This is a genomic window from Maridesulfovibrio salexigens DSM 2638 (genome assembly GCF_000023445.1).
In the GTDB taxonomy this organism is placed as follows: Bacteria; Desulfobacterota; Desulfovibrionia; order Desulfovibrionales; family Desulfovibrionaceae; genus Maridesulfovibrio; species Maridesulfovibrio salexigens.
The window spans coordinates 180,439-204,732 of record NC_012881.1 but is presented as its reverse complement, the minus strand read 5'-3'; the positions used below and the strand labels follow the sequence as shown (position 1 = coordinate 204,732).

Genomic DNA, 24,294 nt, shown 5'->3' with positions numbered 1-24,294 from the left:
GTGCATCGGCCTGATATTTATTATTGTTTACAATACAGGTAATAAACATGAGTCTTGTACAAAAATTGTCGGAAAGAAAAGAAGACCTTACAGCTAAGTGGTATGATCTGGTTCTTTCTTCCTATCCTAAGGAAACACAGGAAGTTTGGAGATCGAACAAAGACCAGTTTACCAATCCTGTCGGGGTCACCATCAAGAAGGTCACCGGCGAACTTTTTGACCTCATCCTTGAATGGAAAAGTGCCGACGATCTTGCAAAGTCCCTTGAGGAACTGATCAAAATCAGAACGGTTCAGGATTTTGCACCATCCAAAGCTTTAAGCTTTGTCTTCCTTTTCAAGAAACTCCTGAGAGACGAGTTCATGGAGGAACTGAAAAAAGAAGGCAAACTTGATGAGTTGCTCGCGTTTGAGGCCCGGATAGACAATCTGGGACTTATCGCGTTCGACATCTATACCAAGAATAGGGATTTGATTGCGCAAATGAGAATTGAAGAGGTCAAAAGATCTCATCATATGCTCCTTCGGCGGGTCAACAAAATCGAGGACGCTTCGGCCAAAGGGGCCGGACAGGTGTAGTGGCCGGCTTCCCAAGGAAGCCAAACGTATAAGCGAGGTGAAGGTAGATGAACGCTTTGTACTCACTCGTTTTAGTTTTTGCCCTGGTGCTCATCGCACTCTTCGGAGTAGGTACAGCACACATGGCAGGACTGTTCGGCACTCTGTTACCGTATGTAGCAGTTGCCGTATTTCTGGTAGGCTTTGCCAACCGGATTATCGGCTGGGCAAAAAGCCCGGTTCCTTTCCGTATCCCGACCACGGGCGGACAGCAGAAGTCTCTGGATTTTATCCAGCATGACCGCTTTGACAACCCCGTGACCCCGGGTCAAACTTTTATCCGTATGGTTCTTGAGATCTGTTGCTTTCGTTCCCTCTTCAGGAACACCAAAGTAGAACTCAGGGACGGAAGAGTAACTTACGCCTCATCTAAATTTTTGTGGCTGTTTTCCCTGCTCTTCCACTACTCATTCCTGCTCATCGTGATCAGGCACATGAGACTCTTCTTCGAACCCGTGCCTGCTTGCATCGGCTTCGTGGAAATGATCGACGGTATCATGCAGCTCGGCGTACCCAGACTGTACATGTCAGACCTCCTGATTCTTGCCGGCCTCGGCTTCCTGCTCAGCCGCAGACTTCAGGATCCCAAACTGCGTTACATCTCTCTGGTAACCGACTACTTCCCGCTGCTTCTCATCATCGGCATCGCCCTTTCCGGCATCTACATGCGCTACTTTGAGCACGTAGACATTATGGCCATCAAGAAGCTGACTATGGGTCTTGTAACCTTCAGCCCCGTTATTCCCGCAGGTGTGAGCGTGGTGTTCTACATCCACCTCTTCCTCGTGTGTGTGCTGCTGGTTTACTTCCCCTTTAGTAAGCTGATGCATGCGGGCGGCGTATTCCTGTCTCCCACAAGGAACATGCCCAACGATACCCGTATCAACCATCACGAGAACCCCTGGAACGATCCTAACATCAAGCCCCACAGCTATGAGGCTTATGAAGATGAGTTCAGGGAAGCAATGATTGAAGCGGGTCTCCCGGTGGAAAAAAAGGCATAGAGCGTCTTATAAGACCTATGCCGGACAGACCTTAAATATCTTTTGATGAGGAGTTGACATGGCTGACCTCCCAAAAGCTGATGAGCTTTTTAAAAGCATTAATTATACACCGCCGTCCACTGGGTGGATGGACACCCCGGTAGATACTTCTCCGGGCAACTGGTGTTATCCCGCAAAAGCGGAAAAACTCGAGTATCTTGGTTTCCCCAACCCCCGCGAGTGGTCTCCCGAGGACGTTGACTGGAAACTTCCTGAAAACTGGCAGGACATCGTTCACGAAGGTTTCAAGGAAAGACTCGATAAGTATCGTTCACTGAAAGTATTCATGGACATCTGTGTTCGCTGTGGTGCTTGTGCAGACAAATGCCACTTCTTCATCGGTTCCGGTGATCCCAAGAACATGCCCGTCCTGCGTGCGGAACTTATGCGTTCCATCTACCGCAAGGACTTCACCATGGCCGGTAAAATCCTCAGCACCCTCACCGGGTCCAGGGTTATGACCGAAGATGTTCTCAAAGAATGGTTCATTTACTTCTACCAGTGCACAGAGTGCCGTCGTTGTTCCCTGTTCTGCCCTTACGGTATCGACACAGCGGAAATCACCATGATGGCACGTGAACTGCTGCACCTCTGCGGTGTGAACATCAACTGGATTCTCGAGCCGGTTTCCAACTGTAACCGTACAGGTAACCACCTCGGTATCCAGCCCCACGCATTCAAAGACATCGTTGACTTCATGGTTGACGATATCGAAGAAATAACCGGTAAACGCCTGAACGTACCCATCAACGAAAAGGGTCATGAAGTTATCTTCATCACTCCTTCCGGTGACGTTTTCGCTGATCCCGGCATCTATACCTTCATGGGTTACCTGATGCTGTTCGATCACATCGGTCTTGACTACACCCTGTCCACCTACGCATCTGAAGGCGGTAACTTCGGTCTCTTCACCTCTGCTGATATGATGAAGAAACTGAACGCTAAGATGTACGCCGAAGCGGATCGCCTCGGAGCAAAATGGATTCTCGGCGGTGAGTGCGGGCACATGTGGCGTGTTATCAACCAGTACATGGATACCATGAACGGTCCGGCGAACAACCTTGAAGTTCCCGTGAACCCCATCACCGGTACCGTGTTCGAAAACGCACGCCAGACCAAGATGGTTCACATCACTGAGTTTACTGCTGACCTGCTCAAGCACAACAAACTGAAGCTTGATCCCAGCAGAAACGACCATATCCGTGCAACCTTCCACGATTCCTGTAACCCTGCTCGCGCCATGGGCCTCATGGATGAGCCTCGTTACGTCATTAAGAACGTTGTTAAAAACTTCTTTGAAATGCCCGAACAGACCATCCGTGAGCAAACATTCTGCTGCGCTGGCGGTTCCGGCCTTAACACTGACGAAATCATGGAAATCCGTATGCGCGGCGGTCTGCCTCGCGGTAACGCACTGAAAGCCGTTCAGGAAGAGCACGATGTAAACATGCTTTCCTGCATCTGCGCTATCGACCGTGCAACCCTGCTTCCCCTGGCCAACTACTGGGCACCCGGCGTAGACGTCTGCGGTGTTCACGAACTGGTTGGTAACGCTCTCATCCTTGACGGCGAAAAAGAAAGGGAAACAGACCTTCGTTTCAATCCTCTGCCCGGGAAGGAGGGTTAAATCATGCACTACGGTGGAAAAATTATAACCGGACTGGTTATCTTCCTCGGCCTGGTGTCCATGCCTTTCTGGTTCAACATCGGCGGAAGCTATGAAGAGCCCAAGGTAGAACTGCCCAAGAATGCTAAAATCTGTGTTGCTCCCACCCAGAACATGCGTGAGAACCACATGAAGCTTCTTGACGAGTGGAGAGATATGGCTCTTCGCGAAGGCAAAAGAACCTACATCAGTGCTAAAGGCGATAAATACACCATCAGCCTTCAGAACACCTGTATGCAGTGCCACACCAGCAAGGAACAGTTCTGCGACAAGTGCCACGTTGATGCGAGTGTAACTCCCTACTGCTGGGATTGCCACGTACCTCCCAAGGAGGCTAAATAATGAAACAGAGTAGAAGAAACTTCCTTAAGTTTGCAGGCCTTTCCGCTGCCGGACTCTGCATCGCACCCACCGCCGTTATGGCATCCGGTGGACCCAGCGGTGGAGCTCACGCAGCAGTGAACGACAATGCCATCCATGCTAAGCGCTGGGCGATGGTAATTGACACCCGCAAAATTAATACTGAAGAAGCAATTGAATCTCTGGCTGAAGCATGCCACCACTTCCACAACGTTCCCAAAATCGACTCCGATGAGGAAATCAAGTGGTTGTGGTCCGGTACTTACGGTGAAGTATTCCCTGAACAGGTGAATAACTTTCCTTCTGAAGCTCAAGAAACACACAGATTCCCCTTACTCTGCAACCATTGCGAGTCTCCTTCATGTGTACGCGTTTGCCCCACCAAGGCGACTTTCAAGCGCCCTGACGGCATCGTTGCCATGGACTACCACCGCTGCATCGGCTGCCGTTATTGTATGACTGGTTGCCCCTACGGCGCACGTAGCTTTAACTTCAGTGATCCCAGACTCCACATGGATATGGACAAGATCAATGAGAAGTTCCCCACTCGCATGCGCGGCGTAGTTGAAAAATGCAACTTCTGTGTTGAGCGTCTCGCTGTAGGAGAAATGCCTGCATGTGTGGAAAAATCCGCTGGCGCGATCATCTTCGGCGATCTGCAGGATCCCAACTCCAACGTGAGAAAGGCCCTGCGTGAGAACTTCACCATCCGTAGAAAACCGACCGCAGGCACTGAGCCCGGCGTTTACTACATCATTTAGGGGGGAAGCCTGATATGCTCGAAAAAGCTTTTAAAGGCGGACCGAAATACTGGGCTTGGATTGGTTTCCTGCTGCTCATTATCGGTGCCGGTTTCTGCACATATCTGACTCAGCTTCAGGAAGGGATGACCATCACCGGTCTTAACCGTGATGTTTCCTGGGGTTTCTATATTGCACAGTTCACCTACCTTGTCGGTCTCGCTGCATCCGGTGTTATGATCGTACTGCCTTACTACTTCCATCATTACAAGAAGTTCAAAGGCATGGTAATTATGGGTGAATTCATGGCTATCGCTGCCGTTGTCATGTGTCTCGGTTTCATCATCGTCGACATTGGACAGCCCCAGCGTATGCTGAACATCATCTTCCATCCGACTCCGAACTCTATCCTCTTCTGGGATATGATCGTTCTGAACGGATATCTGATCCTGAACGTTGTAATCGGCTGGACCTGCCTTGAGTGTGACCGCCAGCGCGTATCCCATCCTAAATGGGTTAAGCCTCTGGTATACACCTCCATCGTATGGGCATTCTCCATCCACACCGTTACCGCGTTCCTGTATGCCGGTCTGCCCGGCCGCCACTACTGGCTCACCGCCATCCTGGCTGCCCGCTTCCTGGCATCTGCGTTCTGCTCCGGTCCTGCTATCCTGCTGCTCGTGGTTTTCCTCGTGCGCAAGATCACCAAGTACGAGCCCGGCAAAGGCGCAATCGGAACTCTCACAACTATTATCACTTACGCAATGTGCGTGAACGTCTTCTTCTTCCTGCTTGAAGTATTCACCGCATTCTACTCCAATATGCCCGGACACATGCACTCTCTGGTCTACCTGTTCGCAGGTGAACACGGCCATACCGAGCTCGTGCCCTGGATGTGGACTGCAGCAACCTTTGCTATTCTTAGCCTCGCGCTGCTCATTCCGCCCAAACTGCGTTACAACCAGAAGCTGCTGCCCTGGTCCCTCGCTATCCTCGTTATCGCAACCTGGATTGATAAGGGTCTCGGCCTGCTGATCGGTGGTTTCACACCGAACCCCTTCAATGAAGTCACTGTTTACTGGCCCACCGGTAAAGAGCTCATGATTTCATTCATGGTTTACGCACTCGGCGCGCTGACTCTGACATTCCTTTACAAGATTGCCACAGACGTTAAGCGCGAAACCGGCCAGCTGACTACTGAAGACTAGTCACTGACGGATTACCGAACTTGAAAGCCCCCCGCTTCTTACGAGGCAGGGGGCTTCTTTATTGGCTTCGAAAATCCAGTTAGTCTTGAACCGATAAATACTATCAATCTGTAAAGGCGTTTCAAATGCTGCCGTCATCTATCGAACAGCGAGCTGGGCAGTTATCGATTTTGACACATTAAAAAGCCGCACATCCATAAAGATGAGCGGCTTTCTTGCGTAAGAAAGAACTTACGCAGGGGGATTACGTATGAGCGACTATACGTAATCTCCCCGGTTAAATTTGATCTGTTCGGTCACGGCTACGGTTTCCAGTTCGGATACTATGGAACCGAGTTCCGGGTTCTCGCTTTGCACACCGGGCCAATCCTTCTTGAGGGACTCAACTCCACCTTGAATACCTTCAAGAGTCGAATAGGCCTGCTTCAACCCGCCCTCACCAGAGGAACCGAGTTGCTGGGCATAACTTTCAAGCTTTCCGAAAAGGTCTTCCACCTTGCCGACAAACTCACTTTCGCTGACCTGAGCGGTCTGCTGAACTTGAGCGGCCTGCTGCACCTGCAGCAGGGGATTGACCTGAAGACCCGGCACCGGCGGTGCTGATGCTGCGCTGTTTTTCTGCGCTGCACCCTGCTGAACTTCCTGATTAAGGAATTCGCCGAACGCTGCCCCGTCAACCTTCTTTGCCTTGTTTTCCTGCTGCTGTTGCAGCTTTAAGGCTTCAATCTGTTCAGGACTTATCTTCATATTATACTCCTCAGCCTTTGGTTTCACCCTTGGGTATGCAATGACCTTGCCAAAGTCTAGACTTTAGGACAATAGGCTGATTTTACTTACTTTACATTTCTTATAGACTCGGAAAAAACTGCCCCTTTCTACTCATTTTCAATCGCAGCAAGACTTTTTTTCCTCCTGCAGGATAAAGTATAAGAAAAAGCTTGTCCATGTCGGTAATAATCAGATATTATTTGAAGTAAGAAATTTTAGAAATGCACTTTCTTTCCATGCACAAACCTTGAATTATGGAGGTAGCATATGGCTGAAATCAAGAAGATACTCTGTGCAGTGGACTTTTCGGATCACAGCCCCGTTGTAGCAGAATACGCTAGCACCCTGGCTAAGACTCTGGGAGCAGATATCATCTGCCTTTACGTGGCTCCGTCACTGGATCAATACGTGGGTTTCCATGTACCCCCCAGCTCCATTGAAAATTTCGTAGGTGAAATCGTAACTGGTGCTGACTCCACAATGGAAACTTTCATCACTGAGAATTTCAAGGATGTAACTGCAAACGGTAAGGTTGTTACCGGTTATGCAGCTGAAGAAATCCTCGCTATTGCTGAAAGCGAAAATGCAGACATGATCGTCATGGGTACCCATGGACGAGCCGGAATCGACCGCATCCTGTTCGGTTCTGTAGCTGAAAAGGTGGTTAAGTCCGCCAAGAGCCCTGTTTTGACTGTCAGACCCTCCTAGGAATAACCTTATAACGGACCTTAAGGTCATCACCCCGATCTAAAGGTCGACCTCACTAACCTCAAAAAGCCCCCCGTTTAGCCATGAACGGGGGGCTTGGTTTGTCTATCTCCTTTTCCAATTTTTATTAACGACTTTGATCTTCATAGCGACATCGCGCCAGCGCTCTTTTTCGATGCGGTCGGCAGTTTTGTGCTGTCGCTGTGAGATATAATCTAGCTCTCGCTTCATTTTGCGATAGCTTTCCAGTCTTTCCGTAGAAAGATCACCGTTCTCTACGGCTTGCAGCACGTTGCAGCCGGGATCGTTCAAGTGATCGCAATCTGAAAACCTGCAATAGCGGGCATAATCCTCTATATCAGCAAAGGAGCTTTCGACTCCTCCGTCTTCAGAGTAGAACGCAATTTCACGAATACCCGGATTATCAATCAAAGAACCTCCTTGCGGCATGGCAATCATATCACGTCCTGTTGTGGTATGCCTGCCTTTGCCCACACTCTGGCTGACAGCTCCTGTCTGCTGCACTGAGTTGCCGTACAAGCGGTTCAAGAGTGTAGATTTACCAGCTCCGGAGGAACCTATCATGGTAGCGGTCTTGCCCGAGGACAAGTATTGCTCCAGCTCCAAAACCCCGCTTTCGTCATCAGCAGAAACGAGATGCACAGGAACGCCGAAAGCAACAGATTCTACCTCGTCCACACACTCAAGGGGGTCTTCATGTAAATCAGCCTTTGTCAGGACGACTACCGGTGATAAATTGCAATTATAAACCAAAGTCAGATAACGCTCGATACGCCGGACATTGTAATCGCGGTCCAAACCGCAAACAATGAACACCGTATCCAGATTGGCAGCCATAACCTGCTCTTTCATAGCAGCGCCATGACTTTTACCGCGTCCCCCAGCAGCTCCGCGCGAGAGAGCATTGCGTCTGGGTAGAACCTTATCGATTACAGCATCCCGTAAAAGCACCCAATCGCCGATAACAGGAAACAAATTTTCAGAATCCGTGCCTGATTTATGGCGTACTTTTCCTGAAAGTCTGACCTGTGCATCATCAACTCCCTGACTCACCAGAAAGATATCTTTGTTCACGCTTACGACCCTTGCCGGGATATCAGCGCCAGAGACTTTTTCCTGAAAGAAGTCGGACCAGCCCATTGCTTTGAGTTTTGTTTGATTTGATAAGCTTTCTGCCAATTTTAAAATATTCATCATTTGGTGTTACCATTTATTAATAAACTGAAACATAACGATTCTGCATTTGCTAAACCGCCACGACTCAGAAATGTTCACTTGAATGTATCTGTTGGGCGGACAAATTCAATAAAACGCACTTGTCCAACAACCTGAATGATACATATGGGTCATGAATCACAGATTATGGTATGTCACCGACAAAAATTGGGTACAGCAATAGAGGCGGAACTCAAATCAGAGTTCCGGTACGGCGTAAGCCGGAAAGGAAACAGAAATGTCCCTTGGATAGAATAGGAATGTTCTGCCAAGGCAGAACCAGATCATTCTGCTACCAGCTTGCTACCTTTTGTCGGTAACTTGCAGTGCATTCTCTAATGATCTCATAAACATAAAATCTCCTTAAAAAAACATGCATAAACAAGCAAAATCAGTACTTGCATGATGATAGTCTGTCAATAACAGTATTTTTTGACAAATTCTCCGTTCCAAACTAATAAAACCGGACTTTCCTTTTAAATTGTCCCCTGTTTTAATTGGGCTGAGAGCGAAGTCTGATCGGGATTCCAAAAAATCTTGTTCCCTTGGCTTTCAGAGAACTCACGGCAGGGACACCGAAGGCATCATTTTATTCTAAAAGCGCGCAGCGCATCATAATCAATCACATCTATCGAGGATTCCAGCATGTCCGCCATCAAAGTCCGTTCTGATATGATGGATTCAAAGCCCTACGCACCGGGCCTGACCATCGAGGAAATCAAAGAGAAATACGGTCTCGACACCGTCATCAAACTCGCAAGCAACGAAAACCCGTTGGGTGCATCTCCCATGGCCCAGAAAGCCATTAACCGTCATGCGCCCTCTGTTTTCCGCTACCCTCATAACGGCAACCCGCGCTTGAATGCTGCCATTGCCAAACGCACCGGTGTTTCCGAAGAACAGATCATCAGCGGCAACGGTTCCGATGAAGTCCTCGACCTCCTGGTACGCATCAAGGCCAATCCCGGACAGGACGAAGTCATTACCTACGAATCATGCTTCAGCATGTATCGACTCATGTCCCATCTTTGTGCAGTAAATTTCCGCCAGATTCCCCGCGAGGAAGGCCACAAGCAGCCTCTCAAGGCTCTGACCGCCGCTGTCAGCGATAAAACAGCTCTTGTCTTTCTGACTTCCCCTGACAACCCTACCGGGCTGGCTGTTACAGTTGATGAAGTGCGTGAAATGGCAGCTTCCATCCCAGAACAGACCCTGCTGGTCATCGATGAAGCATACATTGAATTTGCCCGCCCAGCTGATAAATACGACATGCGCCCCCTGCTGGAAGAATACCCCAACATTGTGCTGACCCGTACTTTCTCCAAAGCATACGGTCTGGCAGGCCTCCGCATCGGATACGGCATCATGAGCAAGCAGCTGGCAGAGTACATCAAGAGCGCCCGTGCGCCCTTTACCGTGAACCTGCTGGCTGAAGAAGCAGCAATTGCTGTGCTGGAAGACGAAGCATTTTTCAATACCACCATGGACGTAGTCCTGCGCGGACGTGAACTTTTCACCACAGAAATCCGCAAAATGGGCTGCGAAGTGCTTGATTCCCAAGCCAACTTCATTATGTTCAAACCCACACGCGATGCCATGGAAGTGTTTGAGGAACTCCTCAAACGAGGCATAATTGTCCGCCCGCTGAAGAGCTTCGGTCTTGGCGAGTACATCCGGGTTAATATGGGAACTGACCACGAAAACAAAGTATTCTTAGAAACACTTAAGGAGGTCCTTTAATGGACACACCTTTTATTATAACTTTGGACGGCCCCGCCGGTGTGGGTAAATCCACCCTCGCCAAGCGTCTGGCCGACCGCTTTGAGATAGCATATCTCGATACCGGAGCAATGTTCCGCGGAACAGCATGGAAGCTGGGTGAAGGAGCTTGGGACTGGGATGCAGACAAGCTTGATCAAGCACTTAAGGGACTTGAATTCACCCTCTCCGGCAGCGGTTCCAATTCCACTCTGAGCCTGAACGGAACTCATCTGACCGATGAAATCCGCACCGAAACAGTAGGCATGTGGGCTTCCAATATGGCTAAAATACCGGCAGTGCGCGAATATCAGAAAATCGCCCAGCGTGCCATCGGCGAGACAACTTCACTCATTGCCGAAGGAAGAGACATGGGTACGGTTATTTTCCCTCAGGCCCCCTGCAAATTCTTCCTTGATGCCGATCTTGAAGAACGCGCCCACCGAAGGTTCGAACAGCTCAAGGACATGGGCAAGCCCGCAGATATGGCAGAGCTGATTGAGCAAATCGCCGCTCGCGACGATCAGGACCGTAACCGCAAGGTAGCTCCGCTCAAGCCCGCCGAAGATTCTATCATCGTGGACACCACTCATCTTGATATCAACGGTGTTTTCGATAAGCTTGTTTTCGAAACCGAAAAAAAAGTTAATTAAAAACGAAAACGCAAATACGAATATTTTAGGCCGCTTGGAAGTTTTTCCCAGCGGCCTTCATCTTTTAGCGACCCAAATGTCGCTTGACTTTACAGTCGCAATAATTACGAATTCATATGCCTCCGGCGGCCCTCCGGGGGCCAAAGAAACTTTTAAAAAAGTTTCTCTGGACTCTTCAAAAATATTCATTAGGGCTTCGCCGTTTTTTTAACGCAAAACTATACTGCAACTATATAATTTTAAATAACTAAAATTTTTTGGGATTCTTAAACCCTTTTGCAAAAGGTTTTAAGGCCCCCGGCAGGGACGCCGGAGGCAGAATATACCCAAACGGAGCTTTCCGTGAACATATCTTCCATTCTTAAAAATATTTTTCCTGAACCGCTTGGTCCAGTATCTGAGAACCTCACTGACGAGCTGGCGGCTTCTTTTTTTCCGGCTGACTCAACCAGACTGGCCCATATGCGTCAGGCCTGCAAAACTGCCCATAGACTGGCTGCCCAGATGGATTACGATGCCGAGACTGCGGAAAAAGTCGTAACCGCTGCCCTTTTCCATGATGTCGGCTATTCCGAAAAGCTAAAGAAGACCGGATTTCATCCCCTTGACGGAGCGGCCTACCTTGCTCACTGCAATGCACCGGAAGACCTGATTATGGCTGTGCTATGGCACTCCAGCACTCCAATTGAAATTGAGAGCATGCCTGAAATAAAGGAAATATATTCTCAATTTCCCGGTCCGAACTATGATTGCCCCATTTACAAGGCTGTTGCGTACTGCGATTTCAGAACCTCGCCTTTGGGAGAATCATATTCGTTTGGTCAACGCATTGTTGAACTTGAAAGCAGATTCGGCCTTGATTCCATACCGCCGTCCATCGCACGCAAGACTCTGCCTTACTCCCGCCAGAACCAGCAGGACTTTACCAGAACTATTGCCTGCGCACAGGGTAAGACTCTTCCATGGATTTTCTGCGACATCGACAACACCCTGATCAAACCGGGTGAAACAATTGACCGCAGGACACTCAATGCGATCAACCGCTACACCACAGCTGGTGGACGCTTCTCGCTCATAACCGGAAAACATATGATAAGCGTACCGCACCTGATCAGCAGTGTAGGCGAGCAGACTCCACATGCGGGGGTTAACGGTTCAGTCATCGTGCGCAATGGTAAGCTTGAGGTTTTCGGCGAAACAGTTACCCCGTTCAAAGCCATCGAAGACGCGCTGCTTGAAGCAAACGTCAACTACGCCACTTATGTAAGTGACGGCATCTGGACCCGCGCTGAACTGACTCCCAAAGAGCTCAATGACTTTGTCATGGTAGGTGAAACCCTGCCCCAGACCGGACCTACTCCGGGAGACAAGAGCGCCATCAAGATCCTTACCTTTTCTCACCGCGACCAGACCGAACAATGCAATATGGTCCGCAACCTTGCGGAGAAATACGGCATGAGCTGCGTCCGCACTGCTGAAGATTTCCTTGAAATCGGCCCGGCAGGACACGGTAAACATTCCGCAATGATGCAGATCATGAAAGAAGCTGGCTGGTCCGACCTCAACTCCATTGCTATCGGTGATAGCGAGAACGACCTGACCATGTTCGGTCACGTAGGTTTAAGTGCCGTTGTAGCCAACGCAGCACCCGAAGCACTGCCCGCAGCAGACCTGCATATTCCCGCTTGTGACGACTACGGAGTTGCACGCCTGCTGGATGCCCTAGTTGATTCAGCACAGAACGGTTGCTGGTCTATCCCCCATAACTGGATAGCAAACTACAATTAGCACTATTTAGCGATCCGGTAGCAGCACCTAGCGCTCAATTGAACTTAACGACTAAAAAGCCCGCAATACCTAAAGATATTGCGGGCTTTTTAGTCGGATCATTTTTAAAGCTATATGGGAAACTAAAACTACGATCTCTAAAGGACTGGAGACTTAAGCACCTTCGTCTACGATCAGATCGCCGGATGATGCGGCAGTACGGGCCAGATCATCGCAGCGTTCGTTTTCGGGATCACCGGCATGCCCTTTAACCCAACGAAAAGTCACATCGTGCTTCTCCAGCAAGGGAATGAACTGCAACCAGAGATCCTTGTTTTTGACCGGCTTCTTAGCGGCGGTCTTCCAGCCATTCTTCTGCCAGTTGTCGATCCACTTCTTGGTAAAGGCGTTCTTAACGTACTGTGAATCTGTATAGAGAGTGACTTCGCAGGGTTCTTTGAGTTCAGTCAGAGCTGCGATTACCGCCCGCATTTCCATGCGGTTATTGGTGGTCTTTTTGTATCCCTGTGAAAGCTCCTTACGGTGCTCATTGAACAGGAGAACGGCACCGTAGCCGCCTTTGCCGGGATTACCGAGGCAGGAGCCGTCTGTATAAATGGTAAGTTTCTTCTTGGACATTAATTCTTTTATTCCTTGTGGGCTGATGATTCAGGATCAGGCATACTGCTGTTCCCATCAGTGTAAACCTTAGGAACAGACTGGTTTGAATCAACATTGACCAGCCGTTCCCAGATCATGGAAAGGCAAGTCATGAGTGATGCAGGCCATTCATCATCAGAATAATGGTTTTCAAAATGCTTGTTTTCCAGCTCGGAAATAAATCCGTTACCCAAGGCATGCCTTACAAGACCGGGAAAATGCATCCCCACATCCTGAGTGGGCGGTGAGATTACGATCAACAATTCCTTGGGATCAACTTCTTGCGCGGAGATTGGGTCGAGTATTATTTGGATACGGGCTTTTACTCCGAACTCTGCACGCATGCTCCTGATGAAGCCCTGAATGAAATCCCGCTCCGATTTATCTAAAACCTTGGCCTGATCCCAGAGGGCATTACGGGCCTGTATCTTTTCCAGTGTAGACTGGTTGTTTATCCAAAACGCGTAAACCACAAGACCGAGAATAATAAGCATCCCGATCATTCTGAAAAATTTTTCCGTACCGGTTTTTCCTTGGGGCTTAATAAACAATGCCATGGATTATACCTTGTTCTGCTTGGTGTTTAAATCAGATTAAAAGGCTTACCTTCAAGTTCTAATGGTAGCAAGTATTTGCTTTCCTGTAAAAACAGGAGCTAAGCGCAAAGCTCTGCTGCCAAACGATCAAGCAGATTTTCAACCTTCTCCCTTATCTCCCTGAGCTGCTCCTGAGAAGAAGCTTCAAAACGCAGGGTCAAAGCTGCCTGAGTGTTGGAAGCACGCACAAGACCCCAACCGCCATCAAACACAATGCGAACACCGTCGATATCAATGACCTCATAATCCTTGGCAAGCTCCTCTGCCGCCCTTTCAACCAGCCTGAACTTGATTGCTTCGGGATATTCAACGCGCAGTTCCGGGGTAAAGAAAGTCTGCGGCCATTCATCCCACATACCTGAAACAGGATCCTTGGAACGTGAAAGAATCTCAAGCAACCGCAATGCTGAGTACAGGCCGTCATCAAAGCCGTAGAAACGGTCGGAAAAGAAAATATGCCCGCTCATCTCTCCACCCAGTCCGGCTCCGGTTTCGATCATCTTGGCCTTCATAACAGAATGACCTGTACGGGCCATGAGCGGTTCACCGCCATGCTCGGCAATATCATCAAACAACAGATGACTGCATTTTACATCAGCCACAACTGTCTCACCGGGTTTGCGTTCCAGCATTTCACGGGCATAGAGAGCCACAAGCCTGTCTCCGGGAATCAGGTTGCCATACTCATCAACAGCTCCGATGCGGTCGGCGTCGCCATCAAGACCGATACCTACCTCAGCACCGTGCTCCACAACAGCCTTGAACAGGTCGCCCATATATTCGGCAACAACAGGATCCGGATGATGGTTGGGGAAATCGCCGTCCGGTTCACAGTATTGCGGAATGACTTCCGCCCCGGCCTGACGAAGCAGTTCCAGAGCAATATGTCCCCCGGCACCGTTGCCGCCATCAAGCACAACCTTAACCGGACGCTCCAGTTTAATGTCAGAAAGCAGGTCTTCAATGTAATAGGGCACGATATCGTGATAGGAAGCCATGCCGCTGCCCTCAGCAAAATCACCGGACTCCATTATGTTGTAGATTTCCTGAATATCGTCGGTATGAATAGTGGTTTCTCCACCCCAAACCTTGAAGCCGTTGAATTCCGGAGGATTGTGACTGGCGGTGATCATCACCCCGGCTTTGTAGTTCAGCTTTTTTGCTGCGAAATACAGTGCCGGAGTCGGGATAAGGTTGAGGAATAGAACATCCACACCGGAAGCATTCAACCCCCGTCCAATTGCTTGCTGATAGGCAGGAGAACTGTGACGGCAATCATGTCCCAGTACTGCTCGGTCCCAACCCTTTGAACGGAACCATGTACCGCACGCACGGCCGAGACGCTCAACCCATTCCTCATCAAAATCCTGACCAACAACTCCACGAATATCGTAGGCTCTGAAAATTTCTTTCCTGATTTCCTTCATCGTATATCTCCGTTAACCGTAAATCCGTTTCAGCTTCATAAAAATCAACCCGTTCTTGCGGTAGAATCGGATTGGGAGTATGCATCTAAAGCAAGTATCACTCTATAATTTATAAAAAAGGCAACCGCACAGCAAGCCATGTTTGAGATACCATACGTTGAAATCCATACGGTCGACCACTGCAACAACAATTGCCGCTGGTGCCACAATTATTCCCCGTTCTGTCCTGAAAAGGAATATGAACCCAGAGACTATTTCCCCGGCCTTGATATCCTTAATGGAGAAAACTTCCACCTTGGAGCAATTTCTCTTATGGGCGGGGAGCCTTTTCTACATTCGGATATCACCCGCTTCGCTTTCCAGATCTACGAAAGATACAAACGCCCCATGGTCATCACCAGCAACGGATTCTGGCTTTCCGAAGAGGCTGTTCGGGCCTATAAGGACCTATGGCAACTTATGTCATTGGTCAAAATCTCCCGTTACCCGACCATTGAAAAACGGCTCGGCGGCTATGAAGAAGCATACCGCATAGCTATGCTGATCAAAGAATACAACCCCCATGTTCGCATTCAATTCCCGCAAAAATCTATTTTCAACAAACTGGAAACTTTCGACCAGCCGCGGGAAGTAAAACGGTTCTGCGGGAACTCCCACTGTATGGCCCTGCTGCGTGATATGACTGTGCACCGCTGCGGGGCAGGTGGCTACCAGCGCTTCGCCCCTGAAGGTATGCTCAGCGAAGGATTCAAGAATTGTCCGCACATGTCCTACGACCTGAAAAGCTTCGATTACCATGACTTTGTGCTTTGGCGTTCCCGCTTTCCGCTCGAAGCATGCTCCTACTGTAATTTCTCCGACCGTACTCCCTCAGTTGGATGGAAAGTGGAAAAAGGACACAAGCCCTTTAATACGGATTACGAACTGGCCTATCACTACAATCTGGCCAAAAGTATGGTCATTCAGGAAAACCTTGAGGATGCCCAACGCAGGGCCGAATTCATCCGCTGCAACTACGGTGAACTCCCTCAGGTAGACGTAATCAACGGACTCGTTGCCTCGCAGCACGGAGACATGGCCGGCAGCCTGAAAGCCTTTTCTTCTGCACTGCAAAAGGATTCCAATAACCCCGATGCCAAGTACTTTCTCGACCTGCTAAGCTAGCGGAACAAATTGTACCACTTAATTTCAGATAACCAGAAAAAGTTTTATCTTTAGAAAAAATTGATATAATCTGAGCATATTTATTAATGCGTTACAGGAAGACCCGATAACTCTGCTCACTTTCTGATACTGAATGTTCGCGCTGGAGTTATTATTCCATTAACATATCGGCCCACATATCCGATTTTCCTTGATATGTCGGTCTATCTCACCTATCAAATTTACATGAACTGGGACTGGGACAAATTATCCGAACAACGGCAGAGGAACAAAGGCGGCGGAGGTGCTCCTAAACCGCCGAATGTGGATGATATTAACTCCACAATCCGAAAAATCCGCGGAACCGGCTTGCCGGGCGGCAAATTTATAATCATCGGCATCATCCTGCTCTGGTTTCTTTCCGGGGTATACATCGTAGAACCGGATGAAGTCGGTGTGGTAACCAGATTCGGTAAGTATGTGACAACCACTACACCGGGTCCGCATTACCACCTTCCGATTCCCATTGAATCGGTCATGAAACCCAAGGTCACACAGATCAGACGTGTGGAAGTGGGCTTCCGTTCCTATGGCTCTTCGCGCTCCTTTACCCAAGGCCAGTCGCGTAACGTACCTGAGGAATCCCTCATGCTGACCGGTGATGAAAACATCGTAGATGTTCAATTCATCGTACAATACCAGATCAAAGATCCGGTGAACTACCTCTTCGAAGTCAGCAACCAACCCAAAACCATTCAGGACGCTGCCGAAGCGGCCATGCGTGAGATTATCGGTAAAACCAAGATCGAACTGGCCCTTACTACCGGTAAGCTCCAGATTCAGACCGAGACACGCGATCTGTTGCAGGAAATTGTAGACCGCTACAAACTCGGGGTGAATGTACTGGCAGTACAGCTGCAGAACGTGCATCCGCCGAACGAAGTTGTAGACGCCTTTAAAGACGTAGCATCCGCCCGTGAGGACAAGAGCCGTTACATCAACGAAGCGGAAGCGTACCGCAACGACATCCTGCCTAAGGCAAGAGGTCAGGCTGCGGTTATCCTGAACAAAGCAGAAGCGTACAAGGAAACCAAGATACGCGAAGCTGAGGGTCAGGCTAAACGTTTCATGGCAGTCTACAAGGAATACCAGAAGGCCAAGGACATCACAGTTAAACGTCTGTATCTGGAAACAATGCAGAACATCCTGTCCAATCCTGAAGTCAAGAAAGTCATTCTTTCCGACGACTCGGCCAAGAAGGCTCTTCCGTTCCTCTCTCTGGACGGCAGCACCCTTCCCATCCAAACCGGTAAAAAATAGGGGATAAGACATGAGTTTACTCAAAAAAAGTTCCGCTCCCCTGGCAATTCTGATTATTGTTGCCGTACTGGGGATTGCGCAGAGTGCATACATAGTAAAGCAGACCGAGAAGGCCATAGTGCTCCAGCTCGGTAAACCAAAATCCGGACCTATGGGACCGGGGCTGCATTTCAAGCTGCCCTTTGTCCAGAACGTGATCTACTTTGATTCACGCCTTCTGGAATATGATGCCCGTCCGGCTGAAATTCTGACCAAAGATAAGAAGAACATGGTTGTGGATAACTACTCCAAGTGGCGCATTGCCGACCCCTTGCTGTTTTACCGCACTGTGCGTTCCATCCCTCGTGCTCAGGCCCGACTGGATGATATTATCTACGCGGAACTCCGCGTTGCCCTTGGTCGTTACACATTGATCGAGATCATCTCCAGTGACCGTACCTCCATTATGGAAGAGGTCACCCAGACTTCAAATGCCCTGCTCAAATCTTACGGTATTGAAGTTCTCGATGTACGTATCAAACGTACCGACCTCCCGCCTGAAAACGCCCGTGCTATTTACGGACGTATGCGTGCAGAACGTGAGCGTATGGCCAAGCAGTACCGCTCACAGGGTAGCGAAGCAGCAGCCCGCATCACTGCACAGGCAGACAAGGAAAGAGCTATCACCCTCGCAGACGCCAATCTCAAAGCTGAGATCCTGCGCGGTGAAGGTGACGGTAAAGCGACTAAAATCTATGCAGAAAGCTTCGGTAAGGACCCGAGATTCTATGAATTCAAAAAGTCCCTCGAAGCCTATGAAACAGGACTCAAAGAGAACACAAGGCTAATCATCTCACAGGATAGCCCGTTCTTGAAGTATATGAAGTAGTTGCTTAGTAAGCTCGACACATGACGAATAAGCCCGTAGTATCTTAAAAGATATTACGGGCTTTAATTTTTTGCGGAGACTTCATATGGAAAATTGCAAACATCTTATCGTTGGTGCCGGAATTACCGGCTGCACGGTAGCCAGACAAATAGCTGAAGAATTAGGCGAGCAGGTGCTGGTCATTGACAAACGCGACCACATCGGCGGCAACTGCCACAGCCGGATCAATGACGAAACAGGCATTGAATTCCACAGCTACGGCACTCATATTTTCCATACCAAAGAACAGCGCGTCTGGGATTTCCTGAACCGTTTTACAGAGTTCAACGGGTACCGACATAAGGTGGTAACCACCTATCAGGGGCGTACTTTCCACATGCCGGTCAACCTTCAGACCATCAATTCTTTCTTTGGAATCAGTTTGAAACCGCACGAAGTTGAAGACTTCATCCAAAGCAAAAGCGCAGAAGAAAACATCACCGCCCCGCAGAACCTTGAAGAAAAGGCAATCAGCCTGATTGGGCGCGAACTGTATGAGGCTTTCGTCAAAGGATACACCCTGAAACAATGGGAATGCGACCCTAAAGAACTGGACGCCTCAATTATCACCCGACTGCCCTTCCGCCATACCTATGAATGCGACTACTTCACAGACCGCTATCAGGGCATTCCTTGGGACGGCTATACAAAACTGTTCGAACGCATGCTGGACCATGAACTTATTGAAACCCAGCTGAATGCGGACTTCTTCGATTTGAAACGCATAATACCCAAAGACTGCACTATCTACTACACCGGTCCGGTGGACAGATATTTTGACTACTGCCACGGGGAACTGACCTGGAGATCCCTGCGCTTCGAATACCGAATTGAAGACGTTCAGGATTATCAGGGAACCTCGGTCATGAACTACGCCGATATTGACATTCCCTACACCCGCATCCACGAATACCAGCACCTGCATCCGGAAAGAGAGAATGGAAGCGGGAAAACCATCACCGCACGCGAATTCTCCGTGAAATGGAAGCAGGGAGATGAGCCTTATTACCCGGTCAATACTGATGAAGACCGCAAGCGGCACGAACTGTACAGAATTAAAGCGGACAAACTTGAGAACGTGCACTTCCTCGGCAGACTGGGACAATACAAATATTACGACATGGATAAAGCTGTACTGGCCGCACTGGAATTCTGCGACCATGAACTAAGCTAAAAAGATCTCCATAAACTGCAAAGAAAGCCGTCAGTCTGAAACTGGCGGCTTTTTCTTTTATCATCCTTCCTATAATCGCCTGCATCAAGTATACTTATATACAAACCATTATGCGGGTTAATAATGAAACAATTCATACTGACCATAACCATACTTTGTGCCGCATTATCAATAACCATGCATGCCCATGCCTATGAAATAGAACTGGATGCGCAATGGATGGTTTTTAATGCGGTCACGGGCAAGGAATGGATAGAGCCATTCACAGGTATGGAATTTGTTTGGATTCCGGCAGGCTGTTTCATGATGGGCTCACCGAAATCTGAAAAAGGACGCAAAGAGTACGAAGGCCCGCTGCGCAAAATCTGTGTGGATGGATTCTGGATAGGCAAATACGAAGTTACACAGGAAGAATGGTTAACACTTATGGACAAGAACCCTTCCCATTTTTCCCATGACGGTAAACATGACCCGGTCGAAAAAGTTTCATGGGACGACGCCAAAACATTTATCCGTAAATTGAACGCCAAGGGAGTCGGAACATTCAGGCTGCCTACTGAAGCGGAATGGGAATACGCATGTCGGGCCGGCACCACAACTCCCTATTCATTCGGTAGCAGACTTAATACGGACATGGCCGCTTATCTGGGACTGGATTCCTACGACCAAATGACATCAAGTTGGCACGGAGGGCCTAAATCTGTCGGCACCTTTGAGCCCAACAACTTCGGACTTTACGACATGCACGGCAATGTATGGGAGTGGTGTGAGGACACCTATGAATGGTACCCTCCCGGTCCGGCAGAAAATCCTCTGGTCGTGAAAAATGACAACCCTAAACGGATTCTTCGCGGCGGAGGATGGTACAGCGTCCCGAACTATCTGCGTTCCGCATTCAGAACAGGAAAAAAGCAGGATACCAGAGAATACTACAACGGCTTCCGGTTGGTCCGCAGCCCATAAATACAGGCAGGTGATCCATGAACAGGCTAATTCAAATTACACTAACCGTTGCAATTCTCCTTTTGACAGCCATACCCCTGATGGCGGCAGAAACCGACAACATCGATACAGGCTGGGAACCGCTACAGGAAGGAGCCCCCATACCGGGACAAATATGGACCGAGCCAACCACAGGAATGGAATTTGTCTGGATTCCGAAGGGCTGCTTCATGATGGGAACCCCGGATTCTGAAAAAGACTGGGAAGCTGATGAAAAGCCGAGACATGAAGTCTGCGTGGATGGATTCTGGATGGGCCGCTATGAGGTGACCAATAAACAATTCAGAAAATACAAGCCAGAAACAGTTTATCCCTTTGAAGAAGATGAACAAAAGATGGGAACCCCTGATCGTCCGGCTGTTTATGTAAATTTTATTGAAGCCAAGAAATTCACCCAATGGCTATCAAGCAAAGGATATGGGAAATTCCGACTGCCTACGGAAGCAGAATGGGAATATGCCTGCCGTGCAGGAACAGACACCCGCTTCTTCTGGGGGGAATCAGAAGCCGAGGCATGCAAATACGCCAATATTAATGACCGTTCAGCAGTGAAAGAATACGACCGGGGCAGAGAAGTCTTTCCCTGTGAAGATAAGTACTTCTCCAGCTCCCCGGTAGGAAGCTTTAAACCGAACCAGTTCGGACTCTATGACATGCTGGGTAATGCAATGGAATGGTGCGAAGACTGGTACAATGTAAAAGCATACTCGTACCACAGCCGCAATAATCCTTTGTACAAGGGTAAAAGCAATGAACGGGTTGTCCGGGGAGGCAGTTTCATAAACGAACCGAAGTTCGCCCGTTGCGGAAACCGAAATAAATTTCAGGACTGGGATGGAGAAGACCTGGACGGATTCAGGGTTGTAAAAGAGCACTAATCGTATAGTCGGGGGAATCATGAATAAATGTTCATCAATTATCATCTTATGTGCCGCTTTAATGCTTATGAGCTCATTTGCTTTCGCTCAAAAGGATATGTGCCTTGTGGCCCGTGAGTTTGCAGCCAAAGCAGTAGCCGGATTCGACAAAAATCCCAAGAAATCGCTGGCCGGACTCATGCAAGCCAATAAATGGTGCCCCGAAGATATGAAAATAGCCTACAATCTGGGCTTAGCATATTATCGCTACAAGAGGCCGGATAAGGCATATGCGATCTGGGCTGATCTGTATAAAAAGAAGCACTCCAACAAAAAATTAGTCCAGAATCTCGGCTGGCTGGCTTATAAACTCGGCAAGAATGAAGAAGCCTTGGATTGGGCCAGAGTCATGGGAGAAACAAAGGGTGCCACCCGGCTACAACTGGCCATCCTCTTCCGGCAGGGCAAATATGAAGAAGCCATGGCCTTTGCCGAAAGCAATTCCAAACTGCTGGAACGCAAAGACCTCGATCAGGCTGCGGAATACCTTGTTGAAAAGCAGTGGCAGCAGTTTCGGTCCGGGAGCCGGGAAGCCGCAACCGGAAATATCGTCCGGCTAAGTTCCGTTTATCCCGATTCGAAGATTATTGATCGAGCCAAAGACAAAATGGTTCTGGCTATGTGGGATGACTCAGTAGACATTCCTGTTCCCAGACCACTGCCGGACAGCGCATTCAACGCCGAAACCATGCAGGCTGCAAGCGGAGAAAGTGAAGTCCTGCAAATCAGCAAAATCAAGCCCACAGCCAAACCGAGCAACAAGGCTTTTGCGGTAATTGTCGGTATCCACAAATACCAGACCATTAATGGCCCGCGCTTCGCTGCCAATGATGCCAAGCAGATGCAACGCATGCTGACCCGCATGTGCGGCTTCAAAAATGATCAGGCCCACATCAAGCTGCTGCTGGACAACGAAGCCACACTGGGCAACATGCTCAACAGTCTAGACTGGCTGGAACGCAAAGCAAGGCTGAATCCCGGAGCAAAGATCATCTTTTATTTCTCCGGGCACGGCTCTCCGCTGCTGGCAGCGGACAAGACCACCATTAAAGACGGCCTGCTCATTCCTTACGAAGCACATCTGGACAGCTTGAATACCAGAACCGCAATATCCCTTGCGGAACTGGATAAGCGTTTTTCCGCAATCAAGAACAAGAATATCCTGACCATAATTGATGCCTGTTTTTCCGGTTCCGGTAAATCCGCATCAGGCATGAAACTCATCAAACCGCAGGTAAAAAAGGAACTGCTCTCGGGCAAGAAACAATTTATCACCGCCTCGGCAGCAGACCGACCGGCAGAAGAATACGCCCCCGGCAGACAAGGTGCTTTCAGCTACTTTTTCCTGCAAGGAATGATGGGACCAGCAGACAGCAACAAAAACGGCTGGGTAGATACTATTGAAGCCTTCAGTTACGCAAAGTCAAAGCTGAATGCTCTTGACCTCGAACAGGACCCCAGAATCACGAGCAACAAAAAAATCAAGCTGAGCAAGGTCAGATAATGACGCACTTCAAAATAGAGAACAGGATTTCGAAATGCTTGGTTGCGTTATGCAGCCTGCTGTTGTTTCTTGCAATCACCTGCGAACAGGCAAAAGCACGCTCTCTTTTTGACGGGATGTCCAACCTTGAGCGGGCTGGGGAGACTCTTGCTGAAGAGTTGGCAGAGAACAAACTGTTGAACGGCAAAAGAATCGCAGTGCTTGAATTTGAACCCCACGGTAACTCCGCGCCATCCATGCTTGGAAAACGTATTGCCGAATATGTTGGGCTTGCCTTGGTCAAAGATGAGAAACGTACTTGGACTGTTGTGGAACGGCTGGAACTGGCCCGCCTGCATAATGAAATGAGCGAACACAAAGAACATTCCGTAGACTACAACGAATGGATGCGCAGGCACCTGAGTGCAGATGTGCTTATTCTGGGCAGTTACGTGCTCAGCGGCAAGAAACTGCGTATAACCGCAAAGGCAGTTGATCCGGTAAACGGAAGTACAATCGCTTCAGCAACGGTCTCCCGAAGAACTGATACCGAGATCAAACAGCTGTCACGGACCAGAAAACCTGCGACAGATTTTGCCCGCGAAGTCGAAGATATCACGGCAACACTAACCGGAAGGGAAAATTACCGGAGAACAGGTCAGCAATCACAGGTAAAACTGTTCAAACTGGCAGGCGGCAACAGGATCAATTTTAAACAGGGTATGATGCCGGTCTTTAATCCCGGAGACGAAATGGGCTTTTCAGTCAGACCGCCCATGAATTCAAAACTATACATACTCAACTATGATCCCGCAGCAGAACATGGGCAGGCCATTCTGCTCTACCCCATCCCGTTGATGGATGTGCAGACCTTTAATAAACAACGGACCAGCTTCTTCCCGGCAATTATCTCGCAGGGAGTAAGCTTTTACAAAGTAGAAGAGCCTTTTGGACGTATGCTCTTCAAGATAATCGGAATTGATTCATCCGTAAGCATGGACCTTAGCGAATCACTTAAGGAAGAAGACGGTTATTACTGGCTTGATTCCAATAACCTGAGCAGCTTCATTGAAGCCCTGTCTTCCCTGCCGGACAACGCATGGTGGTCCGAAGACATTGAGTTCTGGATTGAGCCTTGAGC

Annotated in this window: 23 protein-coding genes; 18 read left to right on the top strand and 5 right to left on the bottom strand. The window is 49.0% G+C overall.

Features of this window, described 5'->3' with window-relative positions; genetic code table 11:
• Window positions 1-47 precede the first annotated feature (47 nt).
• Genes DESAL_RS00975 through dsrP form a run of 6 tightly spaced genes read left to right on the top strand, consistent with a single transcriptional unit; the run spans window position 48 to window position 5,634 of the window.
• A complete protein-coding gene (locus DESAL_RS00975; RefSeq protein ID WP_012765783.1) occupies window positions 48-578 on the top strand; it encodes an RsbRD N-terminal domain-containing protein in 531 nt (176 codons plus the stop codon).
• A gap of 47 nt (window positions 579-625) precedes the next feature.
• Window positions 626-1,621, top strand: a complete 996-nt coding sequence (gene dsrM, locus DESAL_RS00970; RefSeq protein ID WP_012765782.1) for a sulfate reduction electron transfer complex DsrMKJOP subunit DsrM — start codon at window positions 626-628, stop codon at window positions 1,619-1,621.
• A 58-nt stretch (window positions 1,622-1,679) separates the two neighbouring features.
• Window positions 1,680-3,287 (top strand): sulfate reduction electron transfer complex DsrMKJOP subunit DsrK, encoded by a 1,608-nt coding sequence (gene dsrK, locus DESAL_RS00965; RefSeq protein WP_012765781.1) that lies wholly within the window; start codon window positions 1,680-1,682, stop codon window positions 3,285-3,287.
• A gap of 3 nt (window positions 3,288-3,290) precedes the next feature.
• The gene (gene dsrJ, locus DESAL_RS00960) at window positions 3,291-3,668 is read left to right on the top strand and encodes a sulfate reduction electron transfer complex DsrMKJOP subunit DsrJ (protein ID WP_012765780.1); all 378 of its coding nucleotides are present in this window, start codon (window positions 3,291-3,293) and stop codon (window positions 3,666-3,668) included.
• Window positions 3,668-4,447 carry a sulfate reduction electron transfer complex DsrMKJOP subunit DsrO gene (gene dsrO, locus DESAL_RS00955; RefSeq protein ID WP_012765779.1) on the top strand — a complete coding sequence of 260 codons (780 nt, stop codon included), beginning with the start codon at window positions 3,668-3,670 and terminating at the stop codon, window positions 4,445-4,447. The genes dsrJ and dsrO overlap by 1 nt, the downstream gene beginning before the upstream one ends.
• 14 nt (window positions 4,448-4,461) lie before the next feature.
• Window positions 4,462-5,634, top strand: a complete 1,173-nt coding sequence (dsrP, locus tag DESAL_RS00950; RefSeq protein WP_012765778.1) for a sulfate reduction electron transfer complex DsrMKJOP subunit DsrP — start codon at window positions 4,462-4,464, stop codon at window positions 5,632-5,634.
• Window positions 5,635-5,892: 258 nt separating this feature from the next.
• Here the strand turns inward: dsrP and DESAL_RS00945 are convergent, their stop codons facing one another.
• Complete coding sequence (locus DESAL_RS00945) at window positions 5,893-6,381, bottom strand: hypothetical protein (RefSeq protein WP_012765777.1); 489 nt, start codon at window positions 6,379-6,381, stop codon at window positions 5,893-5,895.
• 288 nt (window positions 6,382-6,669) lie between these two features.
• Between DESAL_RS00945 and DESAL_RS00940 the strand changes: the two genes are divergently transcribed.
• A complete protein-coding gene (locus DESAL_RS00940) occupies window positions 6,670-7,110 on the top strand; it encodes a universal stress protein (RefSeq protein WP_012765776.1) in 441 nt (146 codons plus the stop codon).
• Window positions 7,111-7,215: 105 nt separating this feature from the next.
• Here DESAL_RS00940 and rsgA read toward each other — a convergent pair whose 3' ends face one another.
• Complete coding sequence (gene rsgA, locus DESAL_RS00935) at window positions 7,216-8,328, bottom strand: ribosome small subunit-dependent GTPase A (RefSeq protein WP_012765775.1); 1,113 nt, start codon at window positions 8,326-8,328, stop codon at window positions 7,216-7,218.
• Between the two features lie 663 nt (window positions 8,329-8,991).
• Here rsgA and hisC point away from each other — a divergent pair.
• From hisC to DESAL_RS00920, 3 genes are all read left to right on the top strand, one after another.
• A complete protein-coding gene (gene hisC / locus DESAL_RS00930; RefSeq protein WP_012765774.1) occupies window positions 8,992-10,086 on the top strand; it encodes a histidinol-phosphate transaminase in 1,095 nt (364 codons plus the stop codon).
• A complete protein-coding gene (gene cmk, locus DESAL_RS00925; RefSeq protein ID WP_012765773.1) occupies window positions 10,086-10,757 on the top strand; it encodes a (d)CMP kinase in 672 nt (223 codons plus the stop codon). The genes hisC and cmk overlap by 1 nt, the downstream gene beginning before the upstream one ends.
• A gap of 342 nt (window positions 10,758-11,099) precedes the next feature.
• A complete protein-coding gene (locus DESAL_RS00920) occupies window positions 11,100-12,545 on the top strand; it encodes an HAD-IIB family hydrolase (protein ID WP_012765772.1) in 1,446 nt (481 codons plus the stop codon).
• 153 nt (window positions 12,546-12,698) lie between these two features.
• Here DESAL_RS00920 and rnhA read toward each other — a convergent pair whose 3' ends face one another.
• From rnhA to DESAL_RS00905, 3 genes are all read right to left on the bottom strand, one after another.
• Window positions 12,699-13,163 (bottom strand): ribonuclease HI, encoded by a 465-nt coding sequence (gene rnhA / locus DESAL_RS00915; protein ID WP_012765771.1) that lies wholly within the window; start codon window positions 13,161-13,163, stop codon window positions 12,699-12,701.
• A gap of 8 nt (window positions 13,164-13,171) precedes the next feature.
• A complete protein-coding gene (locus DESAL_RS00910; RefSeq protein WP_012765770.1) occupies window positions 13,172-13,741 on the bottom strand; it encodes a hypothetical protein in 570 nt (189 codons plus the stop codon).
• Window positions 13,742-13,839: 98 nt separating this feature from the next.
• Complete coding sequence (locus tag DESAL_RS00905) at window positions 13,840-15,207, bottom strand: phosphomannomutase/phosphoglucomutase (RefSeq protein ID WP_012765769.1); 1,368 nt, start codon at window positions 15,205-15,207, stop codon at window positions 13,840-13,842.
• Window positions 15,208-15,345: 138 nt separating this feature from the next.
• On the opposite strand from DESAL_RS00905, the gene DESAL_RS00900 reads away from it, so the two are divergent.
• The 8 genes from DESAL_RS00900 (at window position 15,346) to DESAL_RS00860 (ending at window position 24,292) form a co-directional block, all read left to right on the top strand.
• Window positions 15,346-16,371, top strand: coding sequence for a radical SAM family protein (locus tag DESAL_RS00900; protein ID WP_012765768.1), 1,026 nt, complete (start codon window positions 15,346-15,348; stop codon window positions 16,369-16,371).
• A gap of 225 nt (window positions 16,372-16,596) precedes the next feature.
• On the top strand, window positions 16,597-17,670 hold the full coding sequence (hflK, locus tag DESAL_RS00895) for an FtsH protease activity modulator HflK (RefSeq protein WP_081434548.1): 1,074 nt from the start codon (window positions 16,597-16,599) through the stop codon (window positions 17,668-17,670).
• Window positions 17,671-17,680: 10 nt separating this feature from the next.
• Entirely contained in the window at window positions 17,681-18,538 is an 858-nt protein-coding gene (gene hflC, locus DESAL_RS00890; RefSeq protein WP_012765766.1) for a protease modulator HflC, read from the top strand.
• 85 nt (window positions 18,539-18,623) lie between these two features.
• Window positions 18,624-19,751 carry a UDP-galactopyranose mutase gene (glf, locus tag DESAL_RS00885; RefSeq protein ID WP_012765765.1) on the top strand — a complete coding sequence of 376 codons (1,128 nt, stop codon included), beginning with the start codon at window positions 18,624-18,626 and terminating at the stop codon, window positions 19,749-19,751.
• A 123-nt stretch (window positions 19,752-19,874) separates the two neighbouring features.
• The gene (locus DESAL_RS00875) at window positions 19,875-20,714 is read left to right on the top strand and encodes a formylglycine-generating enzyme family protein (RefSeq protein ID WP_012765764.1); all 840 of its coding nucleotides are present in this window, start codon (window positions 19,875-19,877) and stop codon (window positions 20,712-20,714) included.
• 17 nt (window positions 20,715-20,731) lie between these two features.
• The gene (locus DESAL_RS00870; RefSeq protein WP_012765763.1) at window positions 20,732-21,631 is read left to right on the top strand and encodes a formylglycine-generating enzyme family protein; all 900 of its coding nucleotides are present in this window, start codon (window positions 20,732-20,734) and stop codon (window positions 21,629-21,631) included.
• A gap of 19 nt (window positions 21,632-21,650) precedes the next feature.
• The gene (locus DESAL_RS00865) at window positions 21,651-23,174 is read left to right on the top strand and encodes a caspase family protein (protein ID WP_012765762.1); all 1,524 of its coding nucleotides are present in this window, start codon (window positions 21,651-21,653) and stop codon (window positions 23,172-23,174) included.
• 38 nt (window positions 23,175-23,212) lie between these two features.
• Complete coding sequence (locus tag DESAL_RS00860) at window positions 23,213-24,292, top strand: hypothetical protein (protein ID WP_157046903.1); 1,080 nt, start codon at window positions 23,213-23,215, stop codon at window positions 24,290-24,292.
• The last annotated feature ends 2 nt before the right edge of the window (window positions 24,293-24,294 follow it).

What these genes read in the sequence shown, in the direction of transcription:
- DESAL_RS00975 (WP_012765783.1), top strand. Translation starts at nt 48, where the DNA reads ATGAGTCTTGTACAAAAATTGTCGGAAAGAAAAGAAGACCTTACAGCT.
- DESAL_RS00940 (WP_012765776.1), top strand. Translation starts at nt 6,670, where the DNA reads ATGGCTGAAATCAAGAAGATACTCTGTGCAGTGGACTTTTCGGATCAC.
- DESAL_RS00910 (WP_012765770.1), bottom strand. Translation starts at nt 13,741, where the DNA reads ATGGCATTGTTTATTAAGCCCCAAGGAAAAACCGGTACGGAAAAATTT.
- rsgA (WP_012765775.1), bottom strand. Translation starts at nt 8,328, where the DNA reads ATGATGAATATTTTAAAATTGGCAGAAAGCTTATCAAATCAAACAAAA.
- DESAL_RS00865 (WP_012765762.1), top strand. Translation starts at nt 21,651, where the DNA reads ATGAATAAATGTTCATCAATTATCATCTTATGTGCCGCTTTAATGCTT.
- hisC (WP_012765774.1), top strand. Translation starts at nt 8,992, where the DNA reads ATGTCCGCCATCAAAGTCCGTTCTGATATGATGGATTCAAAGCCCTAC.
- DESAL_RS00900 (WP_012765768.1), top strand. Translation starts at nt 15,346, where the DNA reads ATGTTTGAGATACCATACGTTGAAATCCATACGGTCGACCACTGCAAC.
- dsrO (WP_012765779.1), top strand. Translation starts at nt 3,668, where the DNA reads ATGAAACAGAGTAGAAGAAACTTCCTTAAGTTTGCAGGCCTTTCCGCT.
- DESAL_RS00905 (WP_012765769.1), bottom strand. Translation starts at nt 15,207, where the DNA reads ATGAAGGAAATCAGGAAAGAAATTTTCAGAGCCTACGATATTCGTGGA.
- rnhA (WP_012765771.1), bottom strand. Translation starts at nt 13,163, where the DNA reads ATGTCCAAGAAGAAACTTACCATTTATACAGACGGCTCCTGCCTCGGT.
- hflC (WP_012765766.1), top strand. Translation starts at nt 17,681, where the DNA reads ATGAGTTTACTCAAAAAAAGTTCCGCTCCCCTGGCAATTCTGATTATT.
- DESAL_RS00875 (WP_012765764.1), top strand. Translation starts at nt 19,875, where the DNA reads ATGAAACAATTCATACTGACCATAACCATACTTTGTGCCGCATTATCA.
- DESAL_RS00945 (WP_012765777.1), bottom strand. Translation starts at nt 6,381, where the DNA reads ATGAAGATAAGTCCTGAACAGATTGAAGCCTTAAAGCTGCAACAGCAG.
- dsrM (WP_012765782.1), top strand. Translation starts at nt 626, where the DNA reads ATGAACGCTTTGTACTCACTCGTTTTAGTTTTTGCCCTGGTGCTCATC.
- cmk (WP_012765773.1), top strand. Translation starts at nt 10,086, where the DNA reads ATGGACACACCTTTTATTATAACTTTGGACGGCCCCGCCGGTGTGGGT.
- dsrJ (WP_012765780.1), top strand. Translation starts at nt 3,291, where the DNA reads ATGCACTACGGTGGAAAAATTATAACCGGACTGGTTATCTTCCTCGGC.
- dsrP (WP_012765778.1), top strand. Translation starts at nt 4,462, where the DNA reads ATGCTCGAAAAAGCTTTTAAAGGCGGACCGAAATACTGGGCTTGGATT.
- glf (WP_012765765.1), top strand. Translation starts at nt 18,624, where the DNA reads ATGGAAAATTGCAAACATCTTATCGTTGGTGCCGGAATTACCGGCTGC.
- DESAL_RS00870 (WP_012765763.1), top strand. Translation starts at nt 20,732, where the DNA reads ATGAACAGGCTAATTCAAATTACACTAACCGTTGCAATTCTCCTTTTG.
- dsrK (WP_012765781.1), top strand. Translation starts at nt 1,680, where the DNA reads ATGGCTGACCTCCCAAAAGCTGATGAGCTTTTTAAAAGCATTAATTAT.
- hflK (WP_081434548.1), top strand. Translation starts at nt 16,597, where the DNA reads ATGAACTGGGACTGGGACAAATTATCCGAACAACGGCAGAGGAACAAA.